General features: G+C 34.4%; 11 protein-coding genes. All 11 read right to left on the bottom strand.

Annotated features, from left to right (window positions below; all coding sequences use genetic code 11):
* Window positions 1-99: 99 nt before the first annotated feature.
* Entirely contained in the window at window positions 100-1,551 is a 1,452-nt protein-coding gene (locus tag CXF85_RS00910; RefSeq protein ID WP_101226643.1) for a hypothetical protein, read from the bottom strand.
* Window positions 1,552-1,577: 26 nt separating this feature from the next.
* Window positions 1,578-2,882 (bottom strand): DUF3644 domain-containing protein, encoded by a 1,305-nt coding sequence (locus CXF85_RS00905; RefSeq protein WP_101226642.1) that lies wholly within the window; start codon window positions 2,880-2,882, stop codon window positions 1,578-1,580.
* Window positions 2,883-3,002: 120 nt separating this feature from the next.
* Window positions 3,003-6,230: a type I restriction endonuclease subunit R gene (locus CXF85_RS00900; RefSeq protein WP_101226641.1), complete on the bottom strand. Its 3,228-nt coding sequence runs from the start codon at window positions 6,228-6,230 to the stop codon at window positions 3,003-3,005.
* Window positions 6,220-6,825 carry a DUF2971 domain-containing protein gene (locus CXF85_RS00895; RefSeq protein WP_101226640.1) on the bottom strand — a complete coding sequence of 202 codons (606 nt, stop codon included), beginning with the start codon at window positions 6,823-6,825 and terminating at the stop codon, window positions 6,220-6,222. The genes CXF85_RS00900 and CXF85_RS00895 overlap by 11 nt, the downstream gene beginning before the upstream one ends.
* An 8-nt stretch (window positions 6,826-6,833) precedes the next feature.
* On the bottom strand, window positions 6,834-7,499 hold the full coding sequence (locus CXF85_RS00890) for a hypothetical protein (RefSeq protein WP_101226639.1): 666 nt from the start codon (window positions 7,497-7,499) through the stop codon (window positions 6,834-6,836).
* A complete protein-coding gene (locus CXF85_RS00885; RefSeq protein ID WP_101226638.1) occupies window positions 7,499-8,749 on the bottom strand; it encodes a restriction endonuclease subunit S in 1,251 nt (416 codons plus the stop codon). The genes CXF85_RS00890 and CXF85_RS00885 overlap by 1 nt, the downstream gene beginning before the upstream one ends.
* The gene (locus tag CXF85_RS00880) at window positions 8,749-11,016 is read right to left on the bottom strand and encodes a type I restriction-modification system subunit M (RefSeq protein WP_101226637.1); all 2,268 of its coding nucleotides are present in this window, start codon (window positions 11,014-11,016) and stop codon (window positions 8,749-8,751) included. The genes CXF85_RS00885 and CXF85_RS00880 overlap by 1 nt, the downstream gene beginning before the upstream one ends.
* A 304-nt stretch (window positions 11,017-11,320) precedes the next feature.
* Complete coding sequence (locus CXF85_RS00875) at window positions 11,321-11,659, bottom strand: hypothetical protein (protein ID WP_101226636.1); 339 nt, start codon at window positions 11,657-11,659, stop codon at window positions 11,321-11,323.
* A gap of 10 nt (window positions 11,660-11,669) precedes the next feature.
* A complete protein-coding gene (locus CXF85_RS00870) occupies window positions 11,670-12,014 on the bottom strand; it encodes a hypothetical protein (RefSeq protein ID WP_101226635.1) in 345 nt (114 codons plus the stop codon).
* A 156-nt stretch (window positions 12,015-12,170) separates the two neighbouring features.
* The gene (locus CXF85_RS00865; RefSeq protein WP_157829003.1) at window positions 12,171-12,536 is read right to left on the bottom strand and encodes a hypothetical protein; all 366 of its coding nucleotides are present in this window, start codon (window positions 12,534-12,536) and stop codon (window positions 12,171-12,173) included.
* A 179-nt stretch (window positions 12,537-12,715) separates the two neighbouring features.
* Window positions 12,716-12,940: a hypothetical protein gene (locus tag CXF85_RS00860; protein WP_101226633.1), complete on the bottom strand. Its 225-nt coding sequence runs from the start codon at window positions 12,938-12,940 to the stop codon at window positions 12,716-12,718.

The following is a 12,940-nucleotide window of genomic DNA, read 5'->3' as shown; positions in this document are numbered from 1 at the left end:
ACTAGAGGAAGATATAGCATACAGCCCAATTTATTGGTTATTTAGCATTGGGTAATCCGCATTGGTTATATTTCAAAAGAGTTAGAAAGTTATTATGAATTAACTCTTTTTCAGTGAACTCAACCATTCTTCAGTAGTTATATCTAAGCGCTTCAATACTTTTTTAATCAACAATGAAGGTATTTTTTGATCTTGTTTATGTCTTCCTAATGTATATATTTTGGAACCATTTCGCCATATTTTCATTTCACTGCCTTTACCATTATCAACTTTGCAATCGAATGTTTTTTGCATGAAAGTGAAAAACGATGACATCATCATAGATGGAACATTAATGCGCTGTGCATCTGAGCATTGATTTTCTTTAACAGAATCACTGATACTTAGTGCTTGATAATACTTAGTAGTAAAGTCAGCTACTTCATATGCATAGTCGTTAACGTACTCCGTTGGTTCTATTTTCTTTACTTCAGGCTTACGAATAGCAAATAAGGATACTAATTTGTCATGAAATTCTTTTAGAACAAAATTACCTATTTTTTGCAACGCTTCAGATTCAACATCTAATTTTGCCCAACATCTAAACTCATTTGTTACAGACCATGAAAAACGAAAGGTTGATGTAATAAGGTTTGCAGCTTCATCATCAATCTTGCCAAGAACAAAGCTTGGGAATCCATAATCCATCACCAGGAATATTGCTAATTGGTCATTCAATACAATTTTATTTTTATCAGGCGACCAACTTTTTATATATAGTGGAATTAACTCATAAATATCAAATAATAAATCTTCGTTACTTATAACAGATTTAGTCTCCATACATACCAAGTCAGAGGCTAACCCCTCGATGATATCCTCCGCGATTACGTAGTCCTGAACGTTATAAAGCTTAATTTGTTCATCTAAGAAGTGAGCTTCTAACGGGGTTTGACACATTTTCTTATGATCTATAGAGATACCATAATCAAGATTAATATCATTTGAAGCCTGTATGCTATCGCTGACAAACTGACTTAAATAGGATTGAACTAATAAATCAAAGCTTTGTTGAAATAGAAAGTCCAAGCGACAACCTTCTTTCCATGTAAATTTGTCTAATGGCGATGTTACATTCTTAAACAAGAAACCCTGAGCCTCATAAGCAGACTTCCTTCTTTTTTTATGCGCCAAAGCTTTCCCTAAGATAGAAAAGGCTCTGAACAACCTACCTTGAAAGTCACTAAGTTCGGGTTGGTTGAACCACTCAAAACCATCATCAGGGAATCGGCACCCTGCTATGTATTTATTATGAAGTTCAATTGCTTCTTCAAAAAAGCCTACAACAAGTGAATAGTTATCTTTTAAAGCCATTCTAAAATTAGCAGGAAAAAACACTCTTTGTTCAAATTTAGATACGACATAAGATGTATCATTGGTATCCGTTAAAAATTTCTTTAACGAATTTGGTACACCTACCTTTGACTCAAGTGATTCATTAACGGACTCTCGGTAATCTTTTACTAAATCTTTTTTTAGTGTTTTTGAAAAGATTGGACGACTATTATTCACGTATATTAATTCCTTTTAATTAGTGGCTAGATTCTATTATTTTTATTTAAACTTGTTTTGGCTTCTTTAATAAAATTTTCGTTTTGAGATGTTCTTTTGACTATCTCACTAACTAGTTCTGGTGAAAATATGTGCTTATTGGCTATAGACTGGTAAAAGTGGTATTCATTGTTACCGTCTTTCCATTTCAGCTTATGTAAACAAGCTTGAAAACAGTTAGAGTTAAAGGTCGGTTTACCTGTATTTTTATCTCTACTTACTAAACACCTGCTTAACTTATTGGTGTCAAATTTATCAAATAACTCTTTTTTAATTTCTTTAATCGCATTAGCTTGAGTTAATGGGTGCGAGTCTTCTGGGTTGACGGTTTTATTGATAATTAGAGCATTTTTCAAATTTTGCAAATCATCTGTTTTACCACTGGCATTAGCAATGATGGTTTTTCCATCCTTTGCATAAACAAGCGATACATTTATTGGTATCGCAAATTCTATATCATTTGAGTCTGCAATCTCTTTTTCAACGTTTGCAGCCAACTCCAAAATTTCATTAGCTGCACTTCCATAAAAAGTTTTAAGAACCGATGCGGGTGGCAGCTTAAAGTCACCAACGAGTGATAACATTCCACTATGTTGAGAATGAAACAATGGTGTATCAGTGAACTCTTCAAATTTTGCTGAATAATTCAATACACCAGATTGAAAAATACGAGAAGCCAAACCCTGTAATTCAGGCATTAGTAAGTGAACAGCCTTATCTCGCCAATCAGCAATAGTTTCAATGTTTTTTCTTACTTTATCATTAGCTTTAAGTAGTTTATCTAAAGAAACTCTCAAAGAAATTGTCTCTCTAATCCCTTTTTTTGTCGCTGTCCTGTATATACTTTCTTCGCCATCTCTTTCTATAAGCATAGCTTTTAATAATTGCTCCCAAGAGGTTGAAAACAACATAACAAAGCCATCAAGTTTATTTTCTAATGACGGTCTATTATAAAGTTCAAGTGCCAACATCATATTATCACGAGATTTTTTCAACAGAGCCTTAGCAAGGTTAGACTTACATTTGTGTCCTAGTTCTTGATAATGCTTACTTTGAGATAGTCTTTTCTTAAATTCAACAAAGGTAATATCTAGCGTATTGATCGCTTCATATTTATCATCTGCAACTTTTATTACGAACTGAGTAATCTGGCCTTTACCAAAGTAGGTTTTAAAGGTATCAGGTTTCCAATCGGTAGCTTTAATCACCTCTGCCTTATTAAAAGTTTTTACTTGTTTTTGTTTAAGTATTAAAAAATCAAAAAACCTTTGTTGCGCTGTACCTTTACCCACAGAAAATATCCTTATCTTAAGTTTTACTTACATCCAATCAAAATAAATACTTAGTTATCGCATTCAATGTCTATAGATGAATACCTTGTTATGTTTTGACCATCATATAATTAAGCAATACTACTTATTAACCGTAGTATCAGTATTTCCCAAACCCTTCATCAATACATCAAACATCAGTTCAGCAAAGCCTTTAGCTACTGCTTCGTTCGATAACACTTTCATAGCCATGTTTTCATGTACGCCCATGCTTTGTATTACTGCATCATTAATTGATTCAGGGAATGCACCTAACATGGCTTGTTCTTTGGTGTTGTTGCGAAGTTGATCCATTACGGTTTCATTTTCCGCAACCTTGCCAGCAATGGTATTGGCATAATTGATCATATCGCCTTCAGTTAATCCATCTTCAACAAACAGATCATTCATTCGGCTGATTATTTCATTTAATAATTCAGTTTGAGCATCCTTGGGGGTTGCTCCACTGCTTTCTTTAGTTGGTGCTAAATATGATGCAGGTTCTTCACCTACTTTATGACCTAGCTGTAAGTTGGCTTCACGTTGTTCGTGTAAACGATAATGTGTCATTGCCACATCAGATAAATCAATATCATCCTCTAGTACATCAAAACGTAATAATGGATGTAAGTGTTTAGCGAAAATACTGAGTTTTTCTAAATCGAAATCATCAAAATCAACAATTTGAGAACTGAATTCGTAATAACGGCAAAATGATATTAAATCTTTTTTAAATACTTCAATAATGTCTCGTGCTTCTTTAGCATTTTTAACACTATTTTCAGCAAATTTAATTTTCTTATCATTGTTTTCCGCTTTGGCTTTTTCAAGTTCAGCTCTAGAAATATCCATTACATGCGTAGCTTCTTTATAACGAACAGAAAAACGCTCAACCGCTGGTTTACAAATATTGGCTAACTTTTCTTGTTTAGTACGTTTGTTGTTATAAGCTTCTACAAAGTTTTCAACTTCAGACCATTGATAGATGCCAACGGCATTAAGCTTATCCATTATTTCAAACACAAGATTAGGGTCTGACACGCCAGCTAACTCAGCCGTTTGAAAATATACTTTGAATTCTTCTAATACTTCTTCAGGTTCGTTAACAAAATCGAGAACAAAGGTTTTATCTTTTCCTTTGTAAGTACGGTTTAATCTTGAAAGTGTTTGAATACATTCAACACCTTTTAATGGCTTATCAACATACATTGCAATCAACTTTGGTTGGTCAAAACCTGTTTGAAATTTATTTGCCGCCAACATTATTTGATAATCAGTAGTATCAAAGGCTTTACGCATGTCTCTACCACGTAAGTTAGGGTTCATACTTTTTTCAGTAAATGCGGAATCAGGAAAATCAGGGTCATTCACTTCACCAGAAAAAGCCACCATTGCATTTACATTGTCATAGCCTTTATTAGCAACGTATTTTTCAAACGCCAGCTTGTACCTTACTGCTTCTAATCGGCTTGATGTCACCACCATAGCTTTAGCTTCACCACCAAGTAAGTGTTTCACCTTACTATTGAAGTGCTCAATAATGGTTTCAACTTTCTGAGCAATATTATGTGGGTGTAATCGTACCCATTTAGCCATTTTAGAAGCCGCTTTTTTACTATCAACTTCGTGGTCACTATCAGGGTTTTGATGCGCTAATTGGTAAGCTACGCGATAACTAGTGTAGTTTTGTAATACATCTAATATGAAACCTTCTTCAATGGCTTGGCGCATTGAATACACATGAAAGGCTTCTGGCTTATTTTCATCACTTGCTGGTGATTCTGGATCTGGGCAACGACCGAATAACTCTAGTGTTTTACCCTTTGGTGTTGCAGTAAAAGCAAAGTAACTAATGTTTTTAGAGCCTTTTCTGGCTTCTAAACTCAGTCTTAATATATCTTCACTATCTAACTCTTCATCATCGCCTAGTTGTTCAGACATCAATACTTCACGTAATTTACGTGCTGTTGTACCTGTTTGGCTTGAATGCGCTTCATCTGCAATAACAGCAAAGCTTCTACCAGCTAAGGTTGAATCTTTACGAATAGCTTCTAATACATGTGGAAATGTTTGAATAGTAACTATGATAATTGAGGTACTAGCTTTTAATTCACCCGCTAACTGCCTTGATTTACTACCTTGTGCTTCTTCACGGTTAACACGAGCTATCATGCCTTCGTTATGGTCGAACTGATAAATTGTGTCTTGTAACTGACTATCAAGTACTGTTCTATCAGTAATAACAATCACTGAATCAAATACTTTATCACCAACATTTTTCTTTAATTCTTTATGGTTTGAGTAGTAATGCAATGATGCTAATTGATGAGATAACCAAGCAATCGAATTTGATTTACCTGAACCTGCACTATGTTGAATTAAATATTTTTCGCCAGTACCTTCTTTTTCTACAGTATTTAATAATGTCGATACCGCAGACCATTGATGATAACGTGGAAATATCAGCGTTTCTTTTTTAACAATGGCACCATCAAGTTGTTCTTTTTCTTCAACTTGCAGATGAATATAACGACCTAAAATAAGTAATAAGTTATCTTTTTTAAATATTTCATTCCATAAATAGGCTGTTGGATATCCGATATCAGATACATCATTTCCTTCACCACCTTCGCTTGTGCCTTGGTCAAAAGGTAAGAAAAACGTGCTGTTACCTGCTAAGCGAGTAGTCATAGCTACTTTATATTGGCTAACAGCAAAATGGACTAATGCACCCCGTTTAAAGGTTAATAAAGGCTCAGGCTTTTTAGTTTTAGGATCTTTTGGTTGGCGATCCTTCATGTATTGAATTTTGGCATTATCTAATGCTTGTTTAAATTCAGACTTTAATTCTAAAGTAACAACAGGAAGACCATTAACAAACAAAGTTAAATCTATTCTACCTTCATAGTTATTAGGCGAATAAACCAGCTCTGGAACAACACGTAGTATATTTTGATTATAACGTTCTATAGCTTCAGGATTTAAGCCATGATCAGGCTTAAATGTACATAAACTAAATTTAGCACCACGGTCTTTTATTAAATTGCGTAGTACCCAAAGAGTACCTTTGTTACTGGCTGATAAATCTCGAACCACCGCCTTTAATAATGCATCTTCAGGGGCGGTTGGGTTTCTAGTAGAGGGGGGATGTATACCTAACTGCTTTTTCCATTGCTCTGGTTGAGTAGTTTGAACAAAGTTAATTAAATCTTCAGGGTATAATGCCAGTTCATTATTATATTTTTTAGATTCACCCAACAACCACCCATGTGATTGCATTTGGTCTAAAATGTCATTTTGAAACACTACTTCTTGGGCTTTAGTAGACATACAAACTTCCTTTTTCAATGACTTCTAAATCATAATCTAAATTTTTTATTATCTTTTTTAAAAGAGCTTTATCTGTCCTATCAGCTTTTTCACCAAATATAATTTGCTTAACTTTTACATCAATAAAGTTGCCTTTGCCAGCAAAAGCCCGATACTCTTCTTCATATTCCCAAAACTCATTTTTATAACAAAGAACTCGTTTTGCTCTCTCTATATCAAAACCAAATGATCTCTTAGATAATTCTACTTCTAGGGAATGTGGCTGTAATATATGCGATGGACCTTTGTAATTAACTTCTCTACAATCAGTTTTTTCTTTTAATTCAACGGCAATGGCGATTCCTCTTGCGCCTTTTGAATAATGTGCCCACATAAGTGGGTTATCGGAATTTGAGCTTAATGAACAAAACTTTATTTTTTTATAATTATCTTCCAAAGCTTTCAAAGACTCTTGTGGTACACCATTATCGTGTGTATATACGCCTTCCATTGGATCATTCATTTCATCATAAGTGGTAGCGTATAATCGTTGGTTTACTAATATGTCTAGCACAAATTTGAAATCATCTAACGTCCTGTATTTGTATAAAATCATCAGTAATCCTAGCTCTTATTTAGTAACACGCTTAAAGTTGTAATGAAGAAAATCAAATATGGTGCAAAAATATCTAATGATTCGCTATACCTTACCTGAGCGTCAAACCATTGATTTAAAACAAGCCATAAGGCTTTTATTGAAGCGAAAAACATTGAGAATTTAAACAAGTAGACTTTTTTATTTTGCATATGACCGTGGCGGCTAAATAAATCATATTGGAATTGAGCATTAATAAACCAATTAGCGTGAAACTTTACCTTTAGTGATAGACAATCATCATCGTGTCTAAAACTCTCATCGTTATAACCAGCATACTGTGGAGCAATATCAACTAAATAGCCTGTTTCACCATCTGAGTGTTCGCAAACTGAATAAAAATATTCTTGCTTGAGTAAACGGGATGTCCAATCATCGTATATCGCCTTATGGTATTTAGCAGCGTTTGAATAATATCGAATAACTAGAAATGCTATAGATAACAACAAAAGATCAATAATACCTTCTGAATTTGTGAAAGTTAGTTTGAATAAGAACGTATTGGCTTCAGCTATTTTTGCTCCAGAAAAAGTTAAAGCCAATAATACTAATGAGACAAACATTAAATATTTTCTGCTTTTGGCTAACCCTGCATCAGCTTCAATTTTTTGGCTTAATTCACTCGCATCTATCATTATTGTTCCTGCCAGTTTCTTACATCTATTTTGCCAGTCACCGCAGCAGAAATAAGGGCTGTTTTACGTTCTTTTAGCAAAGAAATACCTATCAGAGACTTTTGTTTCATTAAATCAAATTTTGCTAATTGTTTTTCTAGATATATAGAAATCTCTTTTTGTTCTTCAATACATGGAACTGCTATGTTACGACAATGGATATTATTTCTATCTAGGCTACCTACAGCACTTCCTGCTGCAAGGCTTTTCAAATCCATAGAGAGCAAAAAATAATAAATATATTTTACATCTGAGTTGTTATAACTTTTTAAATAAAGTGAAGTGTTATGCGCCCAAAAATTTTCATTTATAAAGTTAACTTCTCCAACACTTCCACTACGTCCAACAGTTATACATGGTGCATACGTGGTAAATTCAGCATGGTGACCAATCACACCGTTTGATCCATATACAGGGTATTTCCCTTTTTTAAATTGAGATGAAGCTAAATCATGTCCCCTTTGTAGGGTAAAGCAATGCTTTAGCTGCTTAACAACCCAATTTTCTGGGACTTCGCCCAACCATTCAACGCCTGATTTTTTCATTTGAGCATTAGGGTTGAGGCCACGGGTGACGGCATGAGAGATAACGGCTTGGCGTTTTTCTTTTAATAGCTCAATTAACTTTTTTTGTTTGGCAATTAAAGTGTCAATTTTTTCAGTTTCATTGTCGAGAAAATGAACTATTTTATTTTGTTCTTCAATCTTAGGAATACCTATTTTTATTCCACCAACAGTTTCAGTATTTAAATTTAATTGTGTACCAAATTTACCTAACCCTTTATATGCTTCACCTGCTGCAAAGATATAATAAATAAATTTTGAGTTCTCTTTAAGTTCAGGAAAATAAACAAATCCATCGTGGATACATGCTTTGATTTTATTTATACACGGCTTACCAACAGTTCCTGCAACGCTTAAAAATAATTCGTTTGGTTCCAACTTGACACTTAAACTAGCACCAAGGGCAGATAATTGTTGAGTAGAATTTTCTAAATAGGTATCAGAAGCTGAAACATCTGCAATTCTTACCCACGCATATTCACCATTCTCATCAAAGTATTTAGGATCTTCAATTGGTCGTGGCGATGCCCCTCGTTTGATTTGAGTCAAGCGATTAATCTTTAAAGCTCGCCAGTGTTTAGGGACACTACCTAACCATACTTCATCAGTGGTCTTATATTCAGGATAAGATTGGTAACGTCCTGGCATTATGAATGTACCTCTTGCAGTAACTTCATAATATCGGCAGATACCGCATCTAAATCAGCATCAATTGCTTCTAATGCTCTTGGTGGTTGATATACATAAAAGTGACGGTTAAAGGGTATTTCATAACCAACAATACCGACTTCACCGTCTTTATCATCAGTTCTGCTTTCATCAATCCATGCATCAGCTACATGCGTTAATACTTCACGTCTAAAGTAGTCATGTACTGATTGTGTTAATGGAACATTTTCATTATCACGTAAATCAGGGTTGGCTTCAAAGCTAACTATTTCCCCCTTGTATTCAAACCTCCCTAGAACAGGGTTAATCTTCTGCCCTGAAAGTACTTTTTTAATCTTCGGCTCTGCCTCTTGATTGGTCCAACTGACAGTTTTAACAATAATGTTGATATCGCCTTCAGGAAGTTTTATTGCTAATGATTTAGCTGCTTTTTTTAGTTCAAGGATAAAAGCATTGATGTCGTCAAACTGCTTATCTCCAACTACTGCTCGTATCGCTAATGCACGCGAGTATAAACTGAATGACTTTTCCCACACTTTAGGATCTAACAGTTTATCTACTTGCTTAGTGGTTAAATCTGGGTGGTTTATCCGAATTTTTTTCCTGATAGTTGCTTCATTTTCAACTAAACCGTCAATACTACTATCTTTATCATTATAAGAGAGGAAGCCAGCTATAGTAAGCATGCCGCTCAAAGTATGCTTCAGTATTGCTAAAGTCTCATCAGTCATTTTGGCCGACAGTCGCAGAGGACGCTCTACCGTGATACGCCTGTAACCAAAATCTTGATAATCCAATATTTTACTAAAATCATTTTCAGCAAATTGACCGTAAGTTCTAACTATTGTTTCAATACTTTCTTCGGTAAGTTCTTTTCGTTTACTACCTAAAGACTTACGCATGGCTTGGTAGAATACATTTTCAACTTTTTCTGTTGATTCTCCACCACCACTGCGACCTCTACCGCCAGTTTTTGCTCGTGTGGTTGCAGCGTTTATTAGCTGTACTTTACTTTTTCGTTGTTGGGGTTTGTTGTTTGACAACACCCACACATAGGTAGCAATACCCGTGTTATAAAACATATCTGTAGGCAAAGCGATAATGGCTTCAAGTAAATCATTTTCAAGAACGTAACGCCTGATCTCACTTTCACCTGAACCTGCACCACCAGTAAATAAAGGCGAGCCATTTAAGATAATACCAATACGTGAACCGCTTTCTTTTGAATTAGGCGTAAGAGGACGCATCTTGCTAATAAGATGCATTAAGAATAATAATGAACCGTCTGACACTCTTGGTAAACCAGCACCAAAACGACCTTCAAAGCCTTTTTCTTTATTTTCGTCATTAATTTTCTTTTGTACTTTTTTCCAATCCACACCAAAGGGTGGGTTAGAAAGCATGTAATCAAATTTTTCGGCTGGTAGCTGATCATCAGATAAAGTATTACCCAATTTAATGTTATCGACCTTTTGCCCTTTAATGAGCATATCGGCTTTACAGATAGCGTATGACTCAGGATTTAATTCTTGACCGAATGCCGATAATGCGGCTTTGTCATTAAGTTCATGCACGTATTCCATGCCTGATGATAAAAATCCACCAGTACCAGCGGTAGGATCGTAAATACTGCGTACTAATCCTGATTGAGTAAGTAAGTCATCATCATTACAAAATACTAATGAGGTGGTTAAACGGACAATATCGCGTGGGGTAAAGTGCTCCCCTGCGGTTTCATTAGAGCTTTCAGCAAAACGTCTGATTAATTCTTCAAACACTAAGCCCATATTATGGTTATCAACTACTTCAGGGTGAAGGTCAGTTGTAGCAAATCGTTTAGCTACTTTATAAAGTAAGTCGGCTTCTTCTAATTTGTCGATGGTATTGAAGAAATCAAAATGTTCAAATATTTCACGGGCGTTAGGACTAAATGATTGTACATAACTTTCAAGATTTTGCGCTACGCCTGTTTCACCTAGCTTGTTTAAATCCATTTTGCTGGTGTTATAAAAACTTAACTTGGCAGCATGGGTAAGTAATTTGTCTTGCGCTTCAATTGGTTTGTCTTTAACTGTTTCATACATTGCCAATACATTAGGCTTTGTAGCCTCTAAAACACATTCTAAGCGCCTTAATAGCGTAAAAGGTAAGATAATGCGCCCGTATTGGCTTTGTTTAAAATCACCGCGAAGAAGATCAGCAACTGACCATAAAAAGGCTGCTGTAGAGGAGAAGTTATCTGACATTGTATATCCATTTTAATTTGCAAAGCTAGTTGTCTCATGACAACTAGTAATTACAGCAAATTTATCACAATAAACAGAAACTTGCTTGTTACAACATTAAAGTTTAGTGCTTTTTTGTAATGCATTAAGTAAACAGAACCTTTTAGTTATTCACTTATTTATTTGTCCCTCCGCCAGCCGCCAGTATTATTTACTAAGGGAGTCCATTAATGGACTTAATCTTCTTTCTTTAAAATCAGATCTCTATGTTGATTTTAATGTTTTAAGCGAATTTCTTTCTACAGCAGTAAGTTCTTTGCATGCATCATACATTAGAATCAACATCATCATTGTCATAAAACTCGATAGTCAAACTGAGGATTATGAGAATGTCCGCAATGTAATTAATGGTTGTATCACGTTTAACAGTATGTGATTCATTAAAATCAACATCTATGAGCTGTATATTAATGATTTTATTTAAAATTGACTCATAATGCGTGATTGTTGATCTAATAGATTTTTTGCTAAAGTCCCAAAAAGGGGTGATTAGTTGGTCTTTAAAATAAGGTTGTAAACGAACATCTTCCAGTTTTATTATTTGATCTATTTTGAAATTCAGTTCGTTGATTATTTGAGTTCTATTTTTTACATCAATGCTCATATTTATCTCACTATACTTTTTCAGCAGATATTGCTGTTGTTATTAATTTTTGATTGTATTCTTCAACAATTCTAAAAATGTTATTCATTACTTCTTTAAGAACAGCTTTATATTTCTGTTTAAAGTAATCATCTAGTAGGTTAAGTAAGAATTCATCGTAGTTATGAATAATTTCAGCAAGGTTTGCTTCTGATAAATTATCGCTCTTAGGTAATGTGACAATAACTTTTGAAATATGGTGTTTGTAATCACAGCTAATGGCATCGGCAAGTTTCTGTAGCTGATAATTTAGTTGCTCTAAAACAATATGACTTCTTTCTGAAATGAGCTGCTGATTTTGGATGCTATTAACCATTTACATATCTCAAACACTAATCTTATATGTATTTATAGCAGCTTGTATATCGAATGCAATAGGGAGTTGATTTAGTTGATTTTACCAACTAAATCAACAAGTAGAAAATAAGATCTGAATCAATGACTTAGGTAAAACCTTATGAATTAAATTATTTTAAATTAAATTTATAACATCTATATTTATATCTGTAATGAGTTCCTCAATATCAACAAAACCCTCAAAACCTGCCTCATTTTTTTCAACTTTAAAACATATTTTGCCTTCAATTCTATAAAGCGCACGTTTGTGAGTGTTGATTTCATCAATGATCTCGGAAACTTCAAGAGATTGACGTACGGATTTTTTATGTTCTTGCCTTAAATCCAATTCTTTTTTAACTGCCATCAACGGAAATAATATACTTTGCATAGCGTGGAAGTCCGTTTTTGTTCCATGAGCTTTCATTATATCTGTAACTCCCTTTACCATCTTGGAAGTCTTTTCTGGGGTCATTTTTGGATACTTTTTCTTTAATTTCATGAGGGTTATCATTTGATATTAGGTAATTAAAAATGGGATGCCACCATCAGCTAAGTTTGGTGGATTGGGTGGCGTGTTATTATATCCAATAATTCTTATTTTCTTCAGAACGCTCAGCATCAATATCAGCCCTCCAAATATCGGAGTAAGTTAATGGTAAAGTGGTACGAAATGATGCGTTAGCTGGCTCTCCTCTTGTTTGAAATAAATTGTTTTTCAAACAAGTCATGAAGGATAGCTCTACAACCGTTTAGCTCTGAAGCTGATTCGATCATTTCACCACCGCTTTCAAAGTTATGTTCATATACCATGAAAAAATCAGCACTCAAAGGTTCAACAGCAATGAACCCTTTAGTGTTGTCAATTTTAATCATATTCATAATACTGTCAGAATCTAAATTCAA

The organism is Colwellia sp. 75C3 (assembly GCF_002836255.1).
GTDB lineage: Bacteria > Pseudomonadota > Gammaproteobacteria > Enterobacterales > Alteromonadaceae > Colwellia.
The sequence above is the reverse complement of the archived record's forward strand: the minus strand, read 5'-3'. Positions and strand labels throughout refer to the sequence as shown.